This window comes from Citrobacter sp. CK180 (genome assembly GCF_030333655.1).
Classification (GTDB): domain Bacteria; phylum Pseudomonadota; class Gammaproteobacteria; order Enterobacterales; family Enterobacteriaceae; genus Citrobacter_B; species Citrobacter_B koseri.
Window position 1 is genome coordinate 1 of sequence record NZ_JAOWFM010000002.1, and the last position, 22,404, is coordinate 22,404.

At 53.5% G+C, this 22,404-nt stretch carries 20 protein-coding genes, 1 tRNA gene and 1 pseudogene; 11 read left to right on the forward strand and 11 right to left on the reverse strand.

Annotation, left to right across the window (positions count from 1 at the left end):
* Positions 1 to 72: 72 nt before the first annotated feature.
* Positions 73 to 459: pseudogene (locus tag OGV50_RS00010) on the forward strand (helix-turn-helix transcriptional regulator); the annotation flags it as partial.
* Positions 460 to 491: 32 nt separating this feature from the next.
* Here the strand turns inward: OGV50_RS00010 and rcnR are convergent.
* Positions 492 to 764 (reverse strand): Ni(II)/Co(II)-binding transcriptional repressor RcnR, encoded by a 273-nt coding sequence (gene rcnR / locus OGV50_RS00015; protein ID WP_012134972.1) that lies wholly within the window; start codon positions 762 to 764, stop codon positions 492 to 494.
* 120 nt (positions 765 to 884) lie between these two features.
* On the opposite strand from rcnR, the gene OGV50_RS00020 reads away from it, so the two are divergent.
* From OGV50_RS00020 to OGV50_RS00045, 6 genes are all read left to right on the forward strand, one after another.
* Entirely contained in the window at positions 885 to 1,745 is an 861-nt protein-coding gene (locus OGV50_RS00020; RefSeq protein ID WP_115181196.1) for a nickel/cobalt efflux protein RcnA, read from the forward strand.
* Between the two features lie 982 nt (positions 1,746 to 2,727).
* Complete coding sequence (locus OGV50_RS00025; protein WP_012134978.1) at positions 2,728 to 3,261, forward strand: fimbrial protein; 534 nt, start codon at positions 2,728 to 2,730, stop codon at positions 3,259 to 3,261.
* Between the two features lie 52 nt (positions 3,262 to 3,313).
* Positions 3,314 to 4,063 (forward strand): fimbria/pilus periplasmic chaperone, encoded by a 750-nt coding sequence (locus OGV50_RS00030; protein ID WP_153257828.1) that lies wholly within the window; start codon positions 3,314 to 3,316, stop codon positions 4,061 to 4,063.
* On the forward strand, positions 4,044 to 6,611 hold the full coding sequence (locus OGV50_RS00035; RefSeq protein WP_286488208.1) for a fimbrial outer membrane usher protein: 2,568 nt from the start codon (positions 4,044 to 4,046) through the stop codon (positions 6,609 to 6,611). The genes OGV50_RS00030 and OGV50_RS00035 overlap by 20 nt, the downstream gene beginning before the upstream one ends.
* Before the next feature lie 3 nt (positions 6,612 to 6,614).
* Entirely contained in the window at positions 6,615 to 7,952 is a 1,338-nt protein-coding gene (stbD, locus tag OGV50_RS00040; RefSeq protein ID WP_047461462.1) for a fimbrial usher protein StbD, read from the forward strand.
* Positions 7,918 to 8,700, forward strand: coding sequence for a fimbria/pilus periplasmic chaperone (locus OGV50_RS00045; RefSeq protein ID WP_200092707.1), 783 nt, complete (start codon positions 7,918 to 7,920; stop codon positions 8,698 to 8,700). Before stbD ends, OGV50_RS00045 begins: the two co-directional genes overlap by 35 nt.
* A 13-nt stretch (positions 8,701 to 8,713) precedes the next feature.
* Here the strand turns inward: OGV50_RS00045 and OGV50_RS00050 are convergent, their stop codons facing one another.
* From OGV50_RS00050 to OGV50_RS00060, 3 genes are all read right to left on the reverse strand, one after another.
* On the reverse strand, positions 8,714 to 8,986 hold the full coding sequence (locus OGV50_RS00050; RefSeq protein WP_047463941.1) for a GNAT family N-acetyltransferase: 273 nt from the start codon (positions 8,984 to 8,986) through the stop codon (positions 8,714 to 8,716).
* An 11-nt stretch (positions 8,987 to 8,997) separates the two neighbouring features.
* Positions 8,998 to 9,228 (reverse strand): 4Fe-4S mono-cluster protein YjdI, encoded by a 231-nt coding sequence (gene yjdI / locus OGV50_RS00055; RefSeq protein WP_047461459.1) that lies wholly within the window; start codon positions 9,226 to 9,228, stop codon positions 8,998 to 9,000.
* Between the two features lie 121 nt (positions 9,229 to 9,349).
* On the reverse strand, positions 9,350 to 10,903 hold the full coding sequence (locus tag OGV50_RS00060; RefSeq protein WP_058668056.1) for an L-lactate permease: 1,554 nt from the start codon (positions 10,901 to 10,903) through the stop codon (positions 9,350 to 9,352).
* Between the two features lie 492 nt (positions 10,904 to 11,395).
* On the opposite strand from OGV50_RS00060, the gene OGV50_RS00065 reads away from it, so the two are divergent.
* From OGV50_RS00065 to OGV50_RS00075, 3 genes are read left to right on the forward strand one after another with little or no spacing between them, the layout of a single operon-like run.
* Positions 11,396 to 12,115, forward strand: coding sequence for a (Fe-S)-binding protein (locus tag OGV50_RS00065; protein ID WP_024130919.1), 720 nt, complete (start codon positions 11,396 to 11,398; stop codon positions 12,113 to 12,115).
* Positions 12,116 to 12,125: 10 nt separating this feature from the next.
* Positions 12,126 to 13,553 (forward strand): LutB/LldF family L-lactate oxidation iron-sulfur protein, encoded by a 1,428-nt coding sequence (locus OGV50_RS00070; protein WP_112001579.1) that lies wholly within the window; start codon positions 12,126 to 12,128, stop codon positions 13,551 to 13,553.
* Positions 13,546 to 14,241 (forward strand): LutC/YkgG family protein, encoded by a 696-nt coding sequence (locus tag OGV50_RS00075; RefSeq protein WP_012134990.1) that lies wholly within the window; start codon positions 13,546 to 13,548, stop codon positions 14,239 to 14,241. The genes OGV50_RS00070 and OGV50_RS00075 overlap by 8 nt, the downstream gene beginning before the upstream one ends.
* A gap of 96 nt (positions 14,242 to 14,337) precedes the next feature.
* Here the strand turns inward: OGV50_RS00075 and OGV50_RS00080 are convergent.
* A tRNA-Gly gene (locus OGV50_RS00080) sits at positions 14,338 to 14,411 on the reverse strand.
* Between the two features lie 79 nt (positions 14,412 to 14,490).
* Complete coding sequence (gene actS, locus OGV50_RS00085; RefSeq protein WP_058668057.1) at positions 14,491 to 15,237, reverse strand: amidase activator ActS; 747 nt, start codon at positions 15,235 to 15,237, stop codon at positions 14,491 to 14,493.
* 200 nt (positions 15,238 to 15,437) lie between these two features.
* Here actS and idi point away from each other — a divergent pair, with 200 nt between their 5' ends.
* The gene (gene idi / locus OGV50_RS00090; RefSeq protein ID WP_112001578.1) at positions 15,438 to 15,983 is read left to right on the forward strand and encodes an isopentenyl-diphosphate Delta-isomerase; all 546 of its coding nucleotides are present in this window, start codon (positions 15,438 to 15,440) and stop codon (positions 15,981 to 15,983) included.
* A gap of 259 nt (positions 15,984 to 16,242) precedes the next feature.
* On the opposite strand, the gene lysS is transcribed toward idi, so the two are convergent.
* The 5 genes from lysS to xerD all read right to left on the reverse strand — a co-directional run bounded on the left by lysS (position 16,243) and on the right by xerD (position 22,334).
* Positions 16,243 to 17,760, reverse strand: coding sequence for a lysine--tRNA ligase (gene lysS / locus OGV50_RS00095; protein ID WP_012134993.1), 1,518 nt, complete (start codon positions 17,758 to 17,760; stop codon positions 16,243 to 16,245).
* Between the two features lie 9 nt (positions 17,761 to 17,769).
* Positions 17,770 to 18,868 (reverse strand): peptide chain release factor 2 gene (prfB, locus tag OGV50_RS00100; protein WP_114647219.1). Its coding sequence is split into 2 segments (ribosomal slippage): positions 17,770 to 18,792 and positions 18,794 to 18,868, totalling 1,098 coding nucleotides; the frame shifts between segments, so codons are not numbered across the junction.
* Positions 18,869 to 18,961: 93 nt separating this feature from the next.
* On the reverse strand, positions 18,962 to 20,695 hold the full coding sequence (gene recJ / locus OGV50_RS00105; protein WP_200092705.1) for a single-stranded-DNA-specific exonuclease RecJ: 1,734 nt from the start codon (positions 20,693 to 20,695) through the stop codon (positions 18,962 to 18,964).
* A 5-nt stretch (positions 20,696 to 20,700) separates the two neighbouring features.
* Positions 20,701 to 21,414: a bifunctional protein-disulfide isomerase/oxidoreductase DsbC gene (gene dsbC / locus OGV50_RS00110; RefSeq protein ID WP_012134997.1), complete on the reverse strand. Its 714-nt coding sequence runs from the start codon at positions 21,412 to 21,414 to the stop codon at positions 20,701 to 20,703.
* Between the two features lie 23 nt (positions 21,415 to 21,437).
* A complete protein-coding gene (gene xerD, locus OGV50_RS00115) occupies positions 21,438 to 22,334 on the reverse strand; it encodes a site-specific tyrosine recombinase XerD (protein ID WP_200092704.1) in 897 nt (298 codons plus the stop codon).
* Between the last annotated feature and the right edge of the window lie 70 nt (positions 22,335 to 22,404).

Below are 22,404 nucleotides of genomic sequence, written 5' to 3' on the forward strand. Positions count from 1 at the left end.
GGCTCATGATGTCCCTCTGGGATGCGCTCCGGATGAATATGATGATCTCATATCAGGAACTTGTTCGCACCTTCCTTAGCCAACTACTGGCGTAAACATCATCCGGCGGTTTCTGTCGTCATTTATCACGATGATGGACTGGCGGTTGCAAATGAAAAAATCAGACAAGTATTTATTGGGCGACATCTGTCTTTTACAAAAGGGAATACCCTGACCCAGACGGAGTTCATCATTATGGGTAACATGGTTGCAGGGAAAAATCCGCATCAAATCGCCGAGTTACTGAGTATGGATATCCGCAGCGTCTATGCTTATAAACAGAGGATCGAGAAAAGAATGGGCGGGAAGATAAACACGCTGTTTATTCATTCGCATCCACTCTCCAATGAAAAAGCCGCATTCCCAATGATCACAAAGGAATGCAAAGGCTCGCTTATTCATCTGCAAAGACGGCGTTAGCATTGAAGACAACAGTCGGGCACCGGTCCCGGCTATTTTATATAGGAATCCAGCACCTTCAGGATCACTTCCAGATCGTCTTCGCGCTTCACTTCATCGCTCTGGTGAACAATGTGTTCGGTCAGATGCCCTTTGATCACCTCACGCATTAATCCGTTCACCGCGCCGCGTATCGCCGCGATTTGCTGCAATACCGCGGCACATTCGTGAGGTTCATCCAGCATTTTTTTCAGTGCGACAACCTGCCCCTGGATTTTACTGGCGCGAGCTTTAAGTTTTTGTTTATCCCGGATCGTATGTGACATAACAACGCCTTATTAACATAAATCATTATGGATTATAGCATTGTGACGCTACTGGGGGGTAGTATTTGGTACTGGGGGGGAGTAGAATGCGGGGAAATAAGACAACTAAGAATCATTCTCATGGGCGAATTTTCAACATTACTTCAGCAAGGAAACGCCTGGTTTTTCATTCCCAGCGCCATTCTGTTGGGCGTATTACATGGGCTGGAACCCGGGCACTCCAAAACGATGATGGCGGCGTTTATCATCGCCATCAAAGGGACGATTAAGCAGGCTGTGATGCTGGGGCTGGCAGCCACGCTTTCACATACCGCCGTTGTGTGGCTTATCGCCCTGGGCGGCATGTACATCAGCAGAGCGTTTACCGCAGAATCCGTGGAACCCTGGCTACAACTGGTCTCCGCCATCATTATTCTGAGCACGGCGTTCTGGATGTTCTGGCGTACCTGGAAAGGGGAGCGGGACGGGTTGGCTAACAGGCTTCCTGCCCACACTCACCACCATCACGACCATGAGCACCACCATCACGACCACGACCATCACCACGACCACCAGCATGTTCATATTTCCCTGAAGGGGCTAACGGACGGATCGCACGCCTGGCAGGATGCCCATGAACGGGCACATGCGACCGATATTCAGCGCCGCTTTCACGACCAGGAAGTGACAAACGGACAGATTTTACTGTTTGGCCTGACGGGCGGCCTGATTCCTTGCCCGGCAGCCATCACCGTATTGCTGATCTGCATCCAGCTTAAAGCCTTCACGCTGGGAGCCACGATGGTACTGTGCTTCAGCATTGGTCTGGCGTTAACGCTGGTAGCCGTTGGCGTAGGCGCAGCCATCAGCGTGCAACAGGCCGCAAAACGCTGGAACGGATTTAATACCCTGGCGAGAAAAGCCCCCTATTTCTCCAGCATACTGATCGGTCTGGTGGGGCTTTATATGGGAATGCATGGTTATCTGGGCATTATCCACTAATTGTTCCCCGCCTGTTTCCACAAACGTGCAGCGACCCGGGCGCTGCACGTCCGTTCATATCAATTTTTCGCAAGCCATGAGCAGACCGTAGACGAGCGGTAAGCCGCTCTGATGAGTGAGGCGCATTAACAAATCTTTCCAGAAAGTCGCCTGGCCGTATAATTCGATGCTATTACCCGGCGCGTATTGCAGTTCCGCGCTTTTGCGACAAGCGCGCAGGCATTGCGGATTTATTGCGGAAAAATTGTTCTCTCCCACGCTCAACATCAGCATAATTCCGCGCAGAAAACACGCTTCATGCGAACAAAACGCACTATATCAACTGGCAACTTAAATACGATTGCATCAATTGTTGATCTTAATCAAATGGGGTTTATTGGAAACTAAGCCTTTTAAGCTCCAAAAGATCCAACAAAATAAAATAAAATTCCTAAAGTAAAGAGTACGCACCTAATAGTCAGCAACAGAAACAATATAGTGATGCTGATGATTACTATAAAACCGGTATCTATTTACATCACAGATTCAATTAATTAACACACCGACATGGAACGACTTTACGGCTAAATCATTAATACCAATAAAGCGAATATCTAATTATCTTAATATCGACGCAACCGATCTATTTCCAGTTTTTAATAGCTACCACCTATTACAAAAGATTTATTCGGATGTTTTAAACGATTTTCATATTTAAGATTACTGTCGTTAAAATTCCGGCATAAGAAAAAAGATATATTTTCAGATGGGCTATTTGTCGCCTGGGACGCATTGTTGAATAAAAACGGAGAAGGCGCGTTCAGCAGCACATTTTTCTATTTCAACGCCTCAACACCAGGATTAATACCAATATTTTCGCCAACACTGACTTAATACAGCAACATTCCAGCACAGTGCCATTTTTATGAATGTCCCTGAGCATTGGGAACACCCTGAATTCTCAGGGTAAATCAACACGACTGAATGAAAATGGAGTTTAGTTATGAAACTGAATCGTGCCCTAATTCCGGCGCTGGTGATCTCCGCGATCTATTCTGCGGGCGCACTGGCTTCTGATAATACCATTACATTTATGGGAGAAGTTTCTGATGAAACCTGTTCCGTATCGGTAAATGGTTCTGAGGCCTCACCTGTCGTCTTACTGCCTACCGTCACGGTAAACACCTTGAACACCAATCAGGTTGCAGGACAAACGACCTTCGACATCGGCGTCAGCGGATGCACCGGCTCAGCCTCCGGGATCAATATTTCAACCGTCTTCGTCGGAAATAACATCAGCGCCACGACCGGAAACCTGGCCAGCAATGGCTCGGCGAGCGATGTTGAAATTCAGATCCTCGACACCAGTGATACAGAGATCGATTTTCGCAACGCGTTTAATGGCGGCGGAGATTTAGCGCTGGCGGCAAATGAAACATCAGCCACGGCAACCTACAAGGCCCAATATTACTCAGGGGGCGCAGCAACCACCGGTACGGTGCAGGCCTCCATGCAATACGCGGTTTCTTACCAGTAATTTAACCCAGGCGGGAATTTCGTCCCGCCCTCTTTCGACCAGGGAGTAATAAATGAACCCCATTCGCGACGCCCTGTATTCTCTCGCGGGGTTTCTGTTTATCTTTTTTACACTCTGGAGTGAACACATCGCCGCCAGTATTACCATGACCGGGACGCGAATTATTTATAATGGTTCAGCCAACTCTGTCGATGTTCATTTAAAGAATAAAGATTCCTTCCCTTACGTGGTCTCAACCTGGTTCGATAACGGCAATATGGCAGACGGGCCGGAGAAATCAGCTCAACTTCCCTTTATCGCCACGCCGCCGGTATTTCGTATTCAACCCGGCGAAGGGCAAATTATTCGGATTGTTTTTACGGCGGCCCAGTCCCTGCCACAAGACAGGGAATCTCTGTTCTATTTTAATTTTATGCAAGTTCCGCCCGCGAATGTGGGCCAACGTAGCCCGGATCAGGGCAATCAAAACAGCCTGCTGATCATGCTACGCAACCGGGTGAAGTTATTTTATCGTCCGGCTGAATTAAACGGTAATCCACAAAAAATGCTGGCGAACCTTCAGGTCACGCGGACAGGTCAAACCGGCATCACCATTAAAAATAATCAGCCTTATTACATCACCATTGCCGGGCTACAGTTGATCAATGCCTCAGAAACCCGCGCCCAAAAAGCAGGCATGATTGCCCCTTTCAGCAGTGAGCGTTATGTCTTTACCGACGCCCGATCGGCTGCAAATCAGCGTGTTCGCATCACGTTGATTAACGATCAGGGAGCCAGAATCAGTGAAGATTTTCCTCTTTAATCGCCCGGCGGGTTTCGGCCTGATGGTATGCGTTACGGCATTTTCCGCTGCGGCCAGGGCTGATTACTATTTTGATCCCGCGCTGCTCCAGGGGTCCGCATACGGTCATGGTCTGGATCTCCAGCGCTTTAATCATACCCAAGACAGCGTGCCTGCGGGTGAATACGTGCTGGATATTTATCTTAATAACCAGTTGATTCGCCAGCAGGAAAAGATCGAACTTATCGCATCCGCCACGCCGGATAACGCCGTCGAACCCTGTCTGCCGTTTGAGGTGGTTCGCGCCAGCGCGATTCGCACGCGCTCCTCTGCGGCATCTTCAACGCCGCACTGTCTGCGCATCAGCGAGACCGGGCAAAAAATCAGTTGGCAAGTGGATATAGCGAAGCTGCGCCTGAATATGATGATTCCTCAGGCCGGGCTTTACCACGCTCCCCGGGGGTATATTCCCGTTTCCGAATGGAACGCCGGAGAGACCGCGCTGTTTTTGCGCCACAATACCAATTTTTATCATACGGAAAATACAGACTCACACCTGCGCTACGACTACCTGTGGAGCAATATCAATGGCGGTTTCAACATCGGGCTGTGGCAATTTCGCCATCAGGGGAACCTCCGCTATGCCGATGACAACCAGACGGGTAGCCACTACAAATACAATGCGGTAGCGACTGCGATTCAGCGCCCTCTTCCTCAGTTTGAGAGCGTGATAGCGTTTGGGGACAATTACACCAACAGCAGCCTGTTCGGCAGCCTCTCATTCAACGGCATAAAACTGAACACCGATCAACGGATGTGGCCGCAGGGCAAACGCGGTTATGCGCCGGAAGTGCGCGGCGTGGCGACCACAACCGCCCGCGTGGTGGTACGCCAGCAGGGTAAAGTGATTTACGAAACCACCGTCGCGCCCGGCGCTTTTGTTATTAACGATCTCTACAATACCCGTGGCCAGGGCGATCTGGCCGTCGATGTCATCGAAGCGAACGGGCAAATCTCAAGTTTTACCGTTCCCTACTCGGCGGTTCCTGATTCCGTTCGGCCGGGAAACTGGAACTATGAGCTGGCAATGGGCTACGTTCGCCACTACTACAGCGTGGAGAATAAATTTGTCGAAGGCGTTTTGCAGCGCGGGATGAGCAACACGCTAACCGCCAATTTGGGTTCACGGCTGGCCGATGATTATCAGGCGTTTCTGCTGGGAGGGGTAATGGCAACATCCGTCGGGGCATTCGGCCTCAATACCGTTTACTCAAACGCCAGAGTCGAAAACGACGATAACGAGCAGGGCTGGCGCATTGAGGCCAGCTACAGCAAAACGTTTACCACCGGCACAAATCTGGTGCTGGCGGCCTACCGTTACTCCACCAGCGGTTATCGTGATTTACAGGATGTGCTGGGCGTGCGCCGTCAGCAGAAAAACAGCGTGGCGTATTATTCGGATACGCTGCACCAGCGTAATAACTTTTCCGCTACGCTCAGCCAGCCGATGGGCGACTGGGGCATGGTTAGCTTCACCGGCAGTACGTCAGATTACTACAGCGACGCGTCGCGCATCACCCAACTCCAGTTTGGCTACAGCAACAGCTGGCGCAACATCACCTTTAATCTTAGCGCCGCCAGACAGCGCAGCAGTTATGCCAGCCGCTACGACACCAGCGTAAACGACCAGGATTTTGACCGCGAAAACCAGCGTAAATACACCGAAAACACGCTTTCACTGGGGATCTCCATCCCCTTCGATGTTGGCGCCAGCCGCACGCAGCTAAATCTGGATATGAATCGCAGCCGCGACGTTCGCACCGCCACGGTGGGGATAAGCGGCGCCGCGGGCGAGAACAGCGCCACATCCTGGGCCGTTTATAGCGGTCTGGAGCGAGATAAGCACGACGGCAGCAGCGCAACCTGGGGCGGCAACGTGGAGCAACGAACCGCCGTCGGCGTGTTTCGCGGCTTCGCCTCCCGCGGCAGCGATTACCAGCAATATGGTCTGGGGATGTCCGGCACGCTGGTTGCGCACCGCGGCGGGATCACCGCTGGCCCCTACACCAGCGATACGTTCGCGCTTATCGAAGCGCCAGGCGCGCACGGCGCGGCTGTACGTAACGGGCAAGGTGCAACGGTCGATTATTTCGGCTATGCCCTGCTCCCTTCCATGACCCCCTATCGCTATAACACCGTAAGCCTGGACAGCGGAAACATGAATGCCGAAGTTGAGCTACAGAGCGGCAGCAAGCGCATCGTGCCCTACGCCGGCGCGATTTCCCGCGTGAAATTCACGACCACCAGCGGTAAAGCGGCGCTCATCAACACAACGCTTCCCGATGGCAACCAGCCGCCAATGGGCGCTGACGTGACGGACGGCCACGGCGAATCCGTGGGAATGGTCGGCCAGGGCGGGCAAATTTACGCTCGACTGGCGGAACAGTCCGGCGTGCTGTTCGTACAGTGGGGGCAAAAATCCACGCAGCGGTGCCAGGTCTGGTATCAACTACCGGCTAAAACGCATGCGCCGCTGTATCAGCTCACACTACCTTGTCGTCAGGAATAACGTATGAAAATCAGACAGCTCTTTTACGGCCTGTTATTCAGCGGCATGGTTGCGCATCCCGCCTTGTCCGCCTGCATCAAGGTTACGTCAGCCAGCCCCCTTTCTCAGGCGGCGAAAGACGCAGGCTATGTGGGCGCCAGTTGGGGCGGCGTGGGGGATGGCGATGTAAAAGGGAAACTGGGCTTGCCCGGCGTCATTACCTTAAGCAACGGGACGGGATTTCAGAGCGAAGGCACGTTGCTGGGCAGCGCCGCTGCCAGTTTCGTCCCCAATGGACGAACGCAGGGCGTCACGACCAATCAGATTATGTTTCGCTGTACCGTTTCCGAAATCGGCCAGGTATATGAATACTACGCCACCAACGGCGACGATTACTGGGGAGGCATGGTCGACGTACCGGGAATCGACGGCGCTTACTACACCTACGTTAAAAACGTGGCGGTCAGGCTGACCAATCTAAAAACCGGAGAATATTACTCCCGTTACTGGAAAGCGCGCGCAATCCCGGAAAGTGAAATGTTCAATGACGGCACCTATATCTACATCCCAGCCAGCGCCTTTAGCGACGTATTTGTTGAACTGTTTCGGGTTGATGACAGCGCCAGAGGCGTTGATGGTTCCAACCGTTATACCTATCCCTACGCGGGACCGGCAGGCTATATCGCTTTCCACGGCGGCGGCATGAGTTCAGGGCTTTTCGAGGGCGCTGACAGCCGAACCAACTATAGCGGCTGGGGCGCAGCGCAGTGGCCCGGCGGCTGGACGTTAACCAGCCAGACCGTGTTCGTGCGCGGCGCCGCCTGCCGGGTCAACGACTACCCCGCCATTGTCAGGTTACCGCCAGCCAGCGTTGGCGAACTCATCAGCGGCAGCAGCAGTCAGGCTCCTTTTAGCATTAGCGTTGAATGCGAAACCGGGGCGTTGTCCGGCACGACGGCGTCCACCAGCTTAAGAGCATATGTAGCGATGGGATTCCTGGTCAGCAATCCCACCGCAGCCAATGCGGCCTCTCAGTTGGGCCTCAAGACCGGCTCCGGCGCTTATACATGGCTACTCGACAATCATTATGGCGTAAACGGCGTTGCATCAGGCGTCGGCATTCGCCTCTACAGCGACAAGCAAAATGGCAATGCGCTGAATCTTCTACCCAACCAAATAGCCACAGCCACGGGCAACGCGGGCGGCTGGTACGGCTATCAGGATCTGACCACGCAAACCGCCAGCGGCTCAACCAGCCTCTACAGCGGCGACTTTACCGCCTCTCTGGAAGCGATTCCGGGGGAAAACGTAACAGCAGGAACGGTCTATGCACAGCTCCAGGTGGTGGTCAGTTTTCAGTAACTGGCCCACATACACGCTTCTTATCGTCTGGACAGGATGGACGGCGCCCCCCGCACGGGCCGTGGTCAATACGGAAGTGACCCGCGTTATTTTTAACGCCGGAGAGAGCCATTATTCGCTGGCGCTGGCAAATTCAGCGCAGCACCCTGCCCTGGTTCAAATCTGGACGGATGAAGGCGATCCGCTGAGTCAGCCTGCTGAGACCATCACGCCCATCGTCGCGATACCGCCCGTATTCAAAATGCAGCCGACGGAAATTCGGACGGTAAAGTTACAGCTCGCAGAGAAGCCTGAGTTAGCGCGCGAGCGGGAGTCGCTTTACTGGCTGAATATCTACCAGATCCCGCCGATGACCGTTCAGGATGCGAAAACGCGGCAAAAACTCGTGCTGCCGCTGCGCATCCGCATGAAAGTGTTTATTCGTCCACAGGGCGTTGGGCCATTGAGAGAGCAGGATGGCGAACGGCTGACCTTCACATTCCAGCCGCAGGAGACGCAGCTTTATGTTAATAACCCGACGCCGTGGTACATCACGCTGGCAGCGCTGGCGTGCGACAACACCAGCGCAACGCCGCTGATGATCGCTCCGCTGTCTTCACAACCGCTAGCATTATCCGGGAAGGCAGGACATTGTCGTACCGTCAGGTACGAGCTTATCAACGACCACGGTAATCGCTGGGTTTATGAGAAACCGATAATAAACAGCGGAGCGCCGGAAAATACCGTGGGCAGAAACCCACGGCGATGACCGGTAAAACGCATCAGGCGCGGATATCGTCATACTCGCGCGTTTTATCAAACTCATGTTTGGCGAAAGGACAAAGTGGAATAACCTTGCGGTTCTCCTGGCGCATCTTTTCAACTACCTTCGCGACAAGCTGTTTACCGACGCCCTGCCCCTTCAGGCTGGGATCGACATCCGTATGCTCAATAATGCTCAGATGCTCGCCCGTCGGTACAAATACGATTTCGGCGACCTGATTACCCGCAGCATCATTCACATAAAATTTGTTGTGGCCTTCGAGTATCTCCATCATTTCCTCACTTATTTCTGGCGATATTTCAGCGCGCCGCTCGGACAGGTATCAATAACACGCACAACCGTTGCCACATCCACTTCATCCGGGATGATCCACGGCTTACGTTTCAGATTAAAGAGCTTCGCGCTACCGCGCACGCAATTACCCGAATGCTGACAAATGGCCGTATTGAAATAGACATCGATTTTCTCGCCGGTATAGGCCCGGTAACCCGCATCCAGTAGTTCCTGATCCATGACATTGCCTCTGTAATTGTTATGTTTTCGCTAGTAAGCATAGCCCCGTCAAAGTGGCGTGGCTACAGGAAAACAGAGGCATTTGCCAGTTGATGAGCAGTCGTCGTTGCGCAAAATAACGTTAAGTCATAAACCAGTAATAAAAGAGACCAACTTTTAATCCAAGGATCACAATATAGGCACAGCAGTACTTCATAGTGCCGGACATTATCTGATTCGCCTGTCCCTCCATTTTAGTTGCCGAAACCGCAATGGCGATACTTTGCGGTGAAATCATTTTCCCGCCTGTTGCGCCGGAGGTATTTGCCGCAGCCAGCCAGTTTGGATCAATATTTAATTTACTGGCGGCAATGGTTTGTAGTTTGCCAAACAGAATATTCGAGTTGGTGTCGCTGCCGGTAACAAACGTTCCCAGCGCACCAATCACCGGAGCGAGAAAAACGTACGAGCTTCCGGTCAGATCGACAATCGACTGGGCCAGCGTGGAGATAATACCGCTGAGATCCATTACCGTTGCCAGAGCGACGATCGCCATAATCGCAACAATGGAATTTTTAAGCTGGAATACGGTTTTGACAAACACTTCCAGCATACCGCGTGCTGATGCCCCCTGAATAAAACCGCCAATAATGGTCGCAAAGATAATCAACATTCCGGGCGTGGTGACCCATTCAACTTTCAGCGCCAGCGTTTTGCCATCGGCCAGCGTAAAATGCAGCACCGAAGCCAACTGAGAAGCCGCCGCTTTTATCGTTGGGAATAACGGCGAGCACAGCAGAATAAAGACAAAAATAAACAGATAGATAGAACCGACCCGGAACAGCACTTTCGCCGAGCGCGGCGTCGTTTCACGGGTGTGGCTGACTTCAATGCGCCACTCGGGATCTGTTTTCCCTTTGCGCAGGCGGCTGGCAATTGCGACGGCAAAAAGACTGACCAGGCTACCGGCAAAGGCAGGTAATTCTGCCCCGAGATGTATGGCGACAAAATACTGCGGAACAAGCGTTGTGATACCGCAAAGCAGCGTAATAAGGAACACGCCGCGAATGGCTTTCAGGCCACCGCCAATAATGCAAATTATGACAAACGGCAGCAGGATATTAAAAAGGGCTAATTGCAGAATAATCGTTCCGCCTAAGGTGTAAACCGGCAGATTAACCTGTTCAGCCAGGATAGAGACCGGAATACCAACCGCCCCGAACGCCGTGGGTACGGTGTTGGCCACAAGTGAAGCAATTGCTGCCTTCAGTGGGTTGAATCCCAGCGCGATGAGAATACCGATAGGTATCGCGACCGCCGTACCGTACCCGGCAGCCGCTTCAAGGAATCCACCGAAACACCACGAAATCAGCAGTACCTGAATACGCTTATCTTCGCTAATACTGGCGAGAATATCGCGGAGAATATCCAGCGCTTTGGTCGCCTGCATGACGTTATAACTGAATATAGCGCCGAGGATCACAATCACGATCGGCCATAATCCTTTCAGTGCGCCATAACCCATCGAGGCTTTAAGATTTTGTACTGGCATGTCCCAGAATATTGCAGACAGCGCGGCAGTGAATGCCAACGAAATCAAAACTGAATAATGGATGGGCATTTTCAATTTCAGAATTAAAAATACCATAAGCAGCAAAGGAGAGAGTGCCAGGGCAAACATAAAATATTCGTTCATTACTATTCCTGATTGGTTCATTAAACCTGATTTATATTTATGGTGGGGAGGCTACATTGCTGGTCAAATGAAATATGTAAACTGAATCGCTTCAGTGAATAAAGTAATTATGATTCGTAGTTTTGTAACTATTGTAATCTTTTAATTAAAATTCAATGCCAGAAAAATATACTTAAGAGCAAGGCAGATACCTATAAATAGTTATTTAACAACCTGTTTAATAATGATATTGACGAAATTAGTAATCACTTGAAACTATTTTTAGGACGTTCACATCGCTGTGGTTTTCATTATAAAAATGTGAGCAATGCCGAAATAAATAAACCCGGGCATTGCATATGGGTATTGATTGGTGGATTATTCTATTTTGTCATACAAATGAACATAGAGTAGGATAAACCGAAAAACAATGGTCGTTTTTATTATTGATTTATGACCCGGTGGCCGGTTGTCATCGGGGCTAAATAGAAGTGAAGCAATGGAGCATTGATTGTGAATGTAAATTTCTTTGTTACCTGTATTGGTGACGCGCTGAAATCACGGATGGCACGAGACTCCGTATTGCTGCTGGAAAAACTGGGCTGCCGCGTTAATTTCCCCGAGAAGCAAGGGTGTTGCGGCCAGCCAGCCATCAACAGCGGCTACATCAAAGAAGCGATCCCTGGGATGAAAAACCTGATCGCAGCGCTGGAAGACAACGACGACCCGATTATCTCTCCTGCTGGCTCCTGTACCTACGCGGTAAAAAGCTACCCAACATATCTGGTCGATGAGCCTGAATGGGCGTTACGTGCGGAAAAGGTCGCCGCGCGCATGCAGGATCTCACCTCCTTTATCGTTAATAAACTGGGTGTGGTGGATGTGGGAGCCAGCCTTCAGGGCAGAGCCGTCTATCACCCATCCTGTAGCCTGACCCGCAAGCTGGGAGTGAAGGAAGAACCGCTCACGCTACTGAAAAATGTGCGCGGGCTGGAGCTGTTGACGTTTGCCGATCAGGATACCTGCTGCGGATTTGGCGGGACGTTCTCGGTCAAAATGGCCGAAATATCCGGCGAGATGGTGAAAGAGAAAGTCTTACACCTGATGGATGCCCGGCCTGAATATTTGATTGGCGCAGACGTCAGTTGCCTGCTGAACATTGGCGGTCGACTGCAACGGGAAGGCCAGCCGGTCAAAGTGATGCATATTGCTGAAGTGCTGATGAGCCGCTGAGGGGAAAGAGATGTCGATAAAAACCAGCGATGTAGAATTTAAACTGCGCATTCGTCAGCAAATTGAAGATCCGATCATGCGCAAAGCCGTGGCCAATGCGCAGGAGCGTATCGGCGCGAATCGGCAAAAAATGGTCGATGAGTTAGGGCACTGGGACGAATGGCGTGACCGTGCCAGCCAGATCCGCGATCACGTTCTGAGCAATCTCGACGCTTACCTGTATCAACTCACCGAGAAAGTGACGGAAAACGGCGGGCACGTCTATTTCGCCAAAACCAAAGAAGAAGCCACCCGCTACATTTTACAGGTCGCCCAAAGTAAAAACGCGCGCAAGGTAGTGAAGTCCAAGTCGATGGTGACCGAAGAGATTGGCGTCAATCATGTGTTGCAGGATGCCGGAATTCAGGTGATCGAAACCGATCTGGGCGAGTATATTCTCCAGTTGGATCAGGACCCGCCTTCACACGTTGTGGTTCCGGCAATCCATAAGGATCGCTATCAGATCCGCCGCGTGTTGCATGAACGTCTGGGCTATAACGGCCCGGAAACGCCAGAAGCAATGACCTTATTCATCCGCCAGAAGATCCGCGAGGATTTCCTCAGCGCTGAAATCGGTATTACCGGCTGCAATTTCGCCGTGGCGGAAACCGGTTCGGTGTGCCTGGTGACCAACGAAGGCAATGCGCGGATGTGTACCACGCTGCCGAAAACGCACATTGCGGTGATGGGGATGGAGCGTATCGCCCCCACCTTTGCCGACGTGGACGTACTGATCACTATGCTGGCGCGCAGCGCCGTTGGCGCACGTTTGACGGGTTACAACACCTGGCTGACCGGCCCACGCGAGGCGGGCCACGTTGACGGGCCGGAAGAGTTCCATCTGGTTATCGTGGATAACGGGCGCTCCCAGGTACTCGGTTCTGAATTTCGCGACGTGCTGCGCTGCATTCGCTGCGGAGCCTGTATGAACACCTGCCCGGCATACCGCCACATTGGTGGACACGGCTATGGCTCTATCTATCCCGGCCCTATCGGCGCGGTGATTTCCCCGCTGCTCGGCGGTTATAAGGATTTTAAAGATCTGCCGTATGCCTGTTCATTATGCACGGCCTGCGACAGCGTCTGCCCGGTGCGCATTCCGCTGTCAAAACTGATCCTGCGCCATCGCCGAGTGATGGCCGAAGAGGGCATTACCCCGAAAGCCGAGCGACGGGCGATCAAAATGTTCGCTTATGCCAATAGCCATCCTGGGCTGTGGAAAGTCGGGATGATGGCGGGCGCCCATGCGGCAAGCTGGTTTATTAATGGCGGTAAAACGCCGCTTAAAGTCGGCGCTATTGGTGACTGGATGGAGGCGCGAGATCTCCCTGATGCTGACGGAGAGAGTTTCCGTAGCTGGTTTAAGAAACATCAGGCAGAGGAGAAAAAGAATGGATAACCGTAGCGCGTTTTTAAACACTATCGCCCAGGCGCTGGGCCGCCCGCTGCGATTCGAACCGCAGGCAGATACGCTGCCGGTTAACAACTATGCGAACGAGCGACTGACCGAACTTAGCCAGCAGCAGCGCTGCGACGCGTTTATCCAGTTTGCGAGCGATGTCATGCTGGTACGCTGCGAACTGACCAGCGAAGCGCAGGCGCCGGAAGCGGCGTTACGCCTGTGTGAAGAACTGGGGCATAAATCGGTGGTGCTCAGCGGCGATAGCCGACTGGTTGAACTGGGCATCACCGAACGCTTGCAACAGGAATGCAACGCCGTGGTCTGGGCCCCGGCCCGGGGAGCAGAAAATGTTACCCAAGCCGAACAAGCGAAAGTCGGCGTAGTGTATGCCGAATATGGCTTAACGGAATCGGGCGGTGTGGTGCTGTTTTCCGCGCCTGAGCGCGGGCGTTCATTAAGCCTGCTGCCGGAGTCCTCGATTTTCGTGCTACGCAAGAGCACCATTCTGCCGCGCGTGGCACAACTGGCGGAAAAACTGCATCAGAAATCGCAGGCCGGTGAACGCATGCCATCGTGTATTAACATCATCAGTGGACCCAGCTCAACGGCGGATATCGAACTGATCAAGGTGGTCGGCGTGCATGGCCCGGTTAAGGCGGTATATCTGATTATTGAAGATTGTTGATACGACTGTTAATGACCGCACTACTGGCACGGACGCCATAATAGCGGGCAGTTAATCCTGTTGGGAGTTGAATGCGGAGTTCAGGAAACTTGAAGCTGGAGCGGGCGAAGGGAATCGAACCCTCGTATAGAGCTTGGGAAGCTCTCGTTCTACCATTGAACTACGCCCGCTTCGAGATGCGTAAGGCATTATAAACCTTACGCTCTTATTGACAAGGTACTTGCTCACTGACTGGCGATTAATTCACCGTCAGCATTTTGGTTTGCTCCCCTGCGGCGGTAAATAACGCAGAGGATCAATCGCTGTTGCGCGGTAGCGAATCTGGAAGTGCAAGCGAACGGAATCCGCATCAGTGCTCCCCATTGTGGCGATTTTCTGCCCGGCTTTCACGCTCTGCCCGTTGTTAACTAACAGCGTGTCGTTGTGGGCATAAGCGGTGATGTAATCCTCATTATGTTTAATCATGATGAGGTTCCCGTAACCGCGTAACTGGTTGCCGACATAGACCACCTTCCCTGCCCCTGCCGCATAAATCGGCGTACCGCGCGCGGCGGAAATATCAATGCCTTTGTTGCCGCCTTCCGCCGTTGAATAAGGCAAAATGACTTTGCCGCTGGCAGGCCAGCGCCAGCAACGTTGCCCTACCGGAGGCCAGGAAGATTGCGGCACAGAAGAGGACGGTCTGACTGCCGCCGTTTTCGTAGAGGATTTCGCCGTGGTCGCACGCGATGAACCAGAACGCTTCGCCCCGCCGCCCAGTTTCAGTTTTTGCCCTACCTCAATGGTGTAAGGCGGGGAAATACCGTTCAGGCGGGCAAGTTCTTTCACGCTGGTTCCCGTCGTGCGCGAAATGCGGTAGAGCGTATCTCCCCGCTTAACGGTATAGACGGAACCCGAATCAGAAGATTGATTGCTGGAGCAGCCCGCTAAAAGCAAGCCTGCACAAAGCAGCATCACAATACTCAGGCTCTTGTTGTTCAGGCGTCCTGCACTCAAAACTATTCCTCGCAACATTTCAAACGCCTTATCATAGCAGCCAAAAGCCAGATGCCCAATGTATTGCCATCGGTGTCACGATATCTCCTTCTTGCCACCGCTACTTTTGGTAATGCCTTTCCACCCTATATAGACTACGCTAGTTGCCAGAGTATATGGCTTGCAGCAGTATGCGGCTATTTTCATATTCAGGAGTTTTTATGACCGGGGAACATGTCATATTGCTGGATGAGCAGGGTAATCCTGACGGCATACTGGAGAAATATGCGGCTCATACCTCTGATACCCTTTTACATCTCGCCTTCTCATGCTGGTTGTTTAACACGCAGGGGCAATTGCTGGTCACTCGCCGCTCGCTCAGTAAAAAAGCGTGGCCGGGAGTCTGGACCAACTCAGTATGCGGACACCCACAGCAGGGAGAAAGCACTGAAGCAGCAATTATCCGACGCAGCCGTTTTGAGCTTGGCGTCGAAATTACCAACCTGACGCCCGTCTATCCAGATTTTCGCTATCGGGCAACTGACCCGAATGGCATCGTGGAAAATGAGGTCTGTCCGGTATACGCCGCGCAGGTGACCAGTGCGCTACAGGTAAACCCGGATGAAGTGATGGATTACCAGTGGAGCGGCCTGGAAACCGTACTGCAAGCATTGAGCGCGGCGCCGTGGGCGTTCAGTCCGTGGATGGTGTTGCAGACGTCTGACGACAAGGCGCGTGAGTTGTTGCGGGAGTACAGCCAGGGTTAATTTACTGGCTTTGTGCCCGGTGGCGCTGCGCTTACCGGGCCTACAGAGGTGCAAAACGTAGGCCGGATAAGGCAAAGCCGCCATCCGGCTTTGTGCCCGGTGGCGCTACGCTTACCGGGCCTACAGAGGTGCAAAACGTAGGCCGGATAAGGCGAAGCCACCATCCGGCTTTATGCCCGATGGCGCTACGCTTACCGGGCCTACAGAGGTGCAAATCGTAGGCCGGATAAGGCGAAGCCGCCATCCGGCATCTCACGTCTTATTTTACCGGACGCATCGCCGGGAACAGAATCACGTCGCGGATGGTGTGGCTGTTGGTGAACAGCATTACCATACGGTCGATACCAATTCCCAGACCCGCTGTCGGCGGCAGGCCGTGCTCCAGAGCGGTAACGTAGTCTTCGTCGTAGAACATCGCTTCGTCGTCACCGGCTTCTTTCGCGTTAACCTGATCCTGGAAACGCTGCGCCTGATCTTCTGCATCGTTCAGCTCGCTAAAGCCGTTACCGATTTCACGGCCGCCGATGAAGAATTCAAAGCGGTCGGTGATTTCCGGGTTCACGTCGTTACGGCGCGCCAGCGGAGAAACCTCTGCCGGATATTCGGTGATGAAGGTCGGCTGAATCAGGTGCGCTTCCGCCACTTCTTCGAAGATCTCAGTTACGATGCGGCCCAGACCCCAGCTTTTCTCAACCTTGATGCCGATAGATTCAGCGATCGCTTTGGCGGAGTCGAAGTTATCCAGATCGGCCATATCCGTTTCAGGACGGTATTTCTTGATAGCCTCGCGCATGGTCAGTTTTTCGAACGGCTTGCCGAAGTCGAACACTTCATCGCCGTAAGGCACTTCAGTTTTGCCCAGGATATCCTGCGCCAGCGTACGGAACAGCGATTCGGTCAGTTCGATCAGGTCTTTATAGTCCGCATACGCCATATAGAGTTCCATCATGGTGAACTCTGGGTTATGACGAACGGAGATCCCTTCGTTACGGAAGTTACGGTTGATTTCGAACACACGCTCGAAGCCGCCAACCACCAGACGCTTCAGGTACAGTTCCGGCGCGATACGCAGGTACATGTCCAGATCCAGCGCGTTGTGATGGGTGATAAACGGACGAGCTGCCGCACCGCCAGGAATCACCTGCATCATCGGAGTTTCCACTTCCATAAAGCCGCGGCCCACCATGAATTGACGAATACCCGCCATAATCTGTGAACGGACTTTAAAGGTGTTACGGGATTCATCGTTAGAGATGAGATCCAGGTAACGCTGGCGATAGCGCGCTTCCTGATCCTGCAAGCCGTGGAATTTATCCGGCAGCGGACGCAGCGCTTTGGTCAGCAGACGCAGTTCGGTGCAGTGGATGGACAGCTCACCGGTTTTGGTCTTGAACAGCTTCCCTTTCGCGCCGAGGATATCGCCCAGATCCCATTTTTTGAACTGCTCGTTGTAAACGCCTTCCGGCAGATCGTCACGGGCAACGTACAGCTGAATACGGCCGCCGACATCCTGCAACGTAACGAAAGACGCTTTACCCATAATACGACGGGTCATCATACGGCCCGCAACGGACACTTCGATGTTCAGCGCTTCCAGTTCTTCGTTCTCTTTCGCGTCGAAGTCAGCGTGCAGTTGGTCTGAGGTGTGATCGCGACGGAAATCATTCGGGAACGGGATACCCTGCTCGCGCAGGCTAGCCAGCTTCTCGCGGCGCGTTTTCAGTTCGTTGTTAAGATCGGTTACCGCGTCAGCGCCCTGTGCGTGTTGTTCAGACATGTTGGTTCCTCATAACCCTGCTTTCAAACTTGCTTCAATAAATTGATCCAGGCTGCCATCCAGCACCGCCTGCGTGTTGCGGGTCTCAACCCCGGTACGCAAGTCTTTAATGCGGGAGTCATCAAGGACATAAGAACGAATCTGGCTGCCCCAGCCGATGTCGGATTTGTTATCTTCCATCGCCTGTTTCTCGGCATTTTTCTTCTGCATCTCCAGTTCATAAAGCTTCGCTTTCATCTGCTTCATGGCCTGGTCTTTGTTTTTGTGCTGGGAACGGTCGTTCTGGCACTGCGTCACAATCCCGGTCGGGATGTGCGTAATACGTACCGCAGATTCTGTACGGTTAACGTGCTGACCGCCCGCGCCGGATGCGCGATAAACGTCGATACGCAGGTCTGCCGGGTTGATCTCGATATCAATATCATCGTCAACTTCCGGGTAGACGAACGCGGAGCTGAACGAGGTATGACGACGGCCGCCGGAATCGAACGGGCTCTTACGCACCAGGCGATGAACGCCGGTTTCGGTACGCAGCCAGCCATAGGCGTATTCGCCGGAAATCTTGATGGTGACGGATTTGATCCCCGCGACTTCACCTTCAGACTCTTCAATAATTTCGGTTTTAAAGCCGCGCGCTTCTGCCCAGCGCAGATACATACGCTCCAGCATGCTTGCCCAGTCCTGCGCTTCAGTACCGCCGGAACCTGCCTGAATATCGAGGTAGCAATCCGCGCTGTCATACTCACCGGAGAACATACGACGGAATTCCAGCTGCGCCAGCTTTTCTTCCAGCGTATCGAGTTCAGCTACGGCTTCGTTAAAGGTTTCTTCGTCGTCGGCTTCTACAGCCAGCTCCAGCAGCCCGGAAACATCTTCCAGACCCTGAGTCATTTGGTCGAGGGTGTCGACAATCGCTTCAAGGGAGGAACGCTCTTTGCCCAGCGCCTGCGCGCGTTCGGGGTCGTTCCAGACATCCGGCTGTTCCAGCTCGGCGTTTACTTCTTCCAGACGCTCTTTCTTGGCATCGTAGTCAAAGATACCCCCTAAGAACGTCAGAGCGTTCCGTGAGGTCCTGAATGCGGTTATTTACCGGGTTAATTTCAAACATGGTCTGATTTCTTTTATTGGACTAGTCAAAATGCAGTGATAAGAGCGGAATTCTACCGGATTCGCGCTCTCATTAATATACAATATACTGTTGTCAATTTGGCCAGAGGTGATCAATGATCAGCTGTAGGCTACGGTTGCCGCGAAACTCGTTGATATCCAGCTTATAGGCAAGCTGAACTTCGCGTACGCCGTTATCCGGCCAGCAGGCGGTATCAACGTTAAACGCAATGCCGTCCAGCAGCGGGCCGCCGCCAACCGGTTCGACCATCACTTTCAGGTGGCGTTCGCCGACCAGCCGCTGCTGCAACAGGCGAAAACGTCCGTCAAACAGCGGTTCCGGGAACATCTGCCCCCACGGCCCTGCGTCACGCAGCAGTTGCGCCACTTCCATCGTCATCTCAGCCACGCTCAGCGGGCCATCAGAAACCACTTCGCCCTGTAGCAGAGATGGGTCGAGCCATTCGGTCACCAGCTCGCCAAAACGCTGCTGGAAATGTTCAAACTGCGCCTCTTCCAGCGACAATCCTGCCGCCATCGCATGGCCGCCGAATTTGAGCATCATCCCCGGATACAGCGTATCCAGACGCTCCAGCGCATCGCGCATATGCAGCCCCTGAATGGAACGACCGGAACCTTTCAGCGTACCGTCACCGGCGGGCGCAAAGGCAATCACCGGGCGATGGAAGCGCTCTTTAATGCGCGAAGCCAGAATGCCGACCACGCCCTGATGCCATTCTGGATGGTACATCGCCAGGCCGCCAGGCAGCGTTTCACGGCTGCGTTCCAGTTTCTCGCACAGGGTCAGCGCTTCCGCCTGCATCCCCTGTTCGATCTCTTTACGCGTCTGGTTCAGCGCATCCAGTTCATTCGCCAGCACCCGCGCTTCGCCGATGTTATCGCACAGCAGCAACGCCACCCCGACGGACATATCATCCAGCCGCCCTGCGGCATTCAGACGCGGCCCCAGCGCAAAGCCTAAATCGCTGGCTGCCAGCTTCTGCGGATCGCGGTTCGACACCTCAAGCAGCGCCTTAATGCCTGGGCGACATTTTCCGGCGCGGATACGGCTCAACCCCTGCCACGTCAGGATGCGGTTATTGGCGTCCAGCGGCACCACGTCCGCCACCGTGCCTAACGCGACCAGGTCGAGCAATTCCGCCAGATTCGGCGGCGTAATGCCACGCTCATCAAACCAGCCTTTATCACGCAGGAAAGTGCGCAGCGCCAGCATCAGATAGAACGCCACGCCAACGCCTGCCAGCGACTTCGACGGGAAATCGCAATCTCGCAAATTCGGGTTAATGATGGCTTCTGCGTCAGGTAGCGTATCGCCCGGCAGGTGGTGATCGGTCACCACCACCGGAATCCCCAACGCTCTGGCATGTTCCACACCGGCATGAGAAGAGATACCGTTATCCACCGTCACAATCAGCTGCGCGCCGTGGGCATGCGCCTGAACGACCACTTCCGGGCTTAATCCGTAGCCGTCTTCAAAACGGTTTGGCACCAGGTAGCTGATATTGTTACAGCCCAGCGAACGCATACCGAGGACGCTAAGCGCCGTACTGGTGGCTCCATCCGCGTCAAAATCGCCCACGACGACGATGCGAGTCCCCTCGCGAAACGCGTTATAGAGGATCTCAACCGCCTTTTCGACGCCGCTAAGCTGCTGCCACGGCAGCATCCCTTTTACGCTGCGCTCCAGCTCCTGCGCGCTGCGTACGCCCCGGCTGGCGTATAAACGGCGCAGCAGCGGCGGCAGGTCGGCTGGCAGCTCAGCTGTCTCGTCGGCCTCACGCCGACGAAGTTGTATCTGTTGTTTCACGCGAATTATTTACCGCTGGTCTGTTTCTGGTGCGCGTCAAGGAACGCCTTCATCTCTTTCGGCCCCTGATAGCCAGGCACCACATAGCCGTTGCTCAGCACAATCGCTGGCGTGCCGCTCACGCCGAACTGCACGCCCAGCGCATAATGATTGGCGATATCGATATCGCAGGTGGCGGCTTTCACGCCTTTGCCCGCCATCGCCTCATCAAAGGCTTTGTTTCGGTCTTTCGCGCACCAGATGGACTTCATATCCTGCTCGGCCTGGCTTTCCAGCCCCTGGCGCGGGAAGGCCAGATAACGCACGGTAATCCCCAGCGCGTTATAGTCTTTCATCTCTTCATGCAGCTTGTGACAGTAGCCGCAGGTGATATCGGTAAAGATGGTGATGACATGTTTTTCCTGCGGCGCTTTGTAAACAATCATCTCTTTTTCCAGCGCATTCAGGTGTTTCATCAGCAACTGATTGGTGACATTTACCGGCGACGCGCCGCTGACGTCATACATCGGCCCCTGAATAATATGCTTACCATCGTCGGTGACGTACAGCACACCGCTGTTGGTCAGCACGGTTTTCATGCCTGCAACCGGCGCGGGCTGAATTTCCGTGCTCTGCACGCCCAGCTTAGTCAGCGACTGGCGAATGGCTGCATCGTCCGCATGGACCATTCCCGAAAATGCCGCCGCCAGCAGGGTGAACATCATAAAACGTTTTTTCATAACCTATCCTTTCCTGTCAGCACTCACGCTCGCGGGTGATGCTGTTGATGAAGTTGACGCAAGCGCTCCGTTGCGACATGAGTATAAATTTGTGTGGTCGAGAGATCGCTATGCCCAAGCAGCATCTGTACAACGCGTAAGTCAGCGCCATGATTCAGCAAATGGGTGGCGAAAGCGTGACGCAAAACGTGCGGCGACAGCTTTTCGCTGTCGATTCCCGCCAGCACGGCATAGTGTTTAATGCGGTGCCAGAAGGTCTGACGCGTCATTTGTTGCGCCCGCTGGCTGGGAAATAAAACGTCAATCGACACGCCGTTCAACAGCCACGGGCGCCCGTGCTCCAGATACGTCTCCAGCCAGTACACCGCCTCTTCGCCCAACGGCACCAGACGTTCTTTATTGCCTTTACCGATAACCCGCACGACGCCCTGGCGCAGGCTGATATCGCTCATGGTCAGCCCGATCAGCTCAGAAACGCGCAGGCCCGTCGCATACAGCACTTCCAGCATTGCTTTGTCGCGTAATTCCAGCGGTTGGTCAACAACTGGCGACTGTAATAATCTCTCAACTTGTGCTTCGCTGAGATCTTTTGGCAAACGCTGCGGAAGTTTGGGCGACGCGAGCTGCGCGCTCGGATCGTCCTCACGAAATTTTTCACGGTACAGATGCTGAAAGAAGCGCCGCGTGGCGCTCAACAACCGTGCGGAACTGGTGGCTTTATACCCGCCATCCATACGTTCCGCCAGCAGCGTTTGTAAATCATCGCTCTGCACCGTCGCCAGCGTTTTTCCACGATGATGCAACCATTCGACCACCATCGACAAGTCGCGCCGATACGCGCTCAGCGTATTTTCCGCCAGATTACGCTCCAGCCACAGGGCATCGAGAAACTGCTCGATACGCGCCAGATCCTTATCCATCTCGGGCCCCTCTGCGTGTTAAATCAACGCCATTATGCCTGAAGCCGACGCCTTTCTGGTACACTAGCCG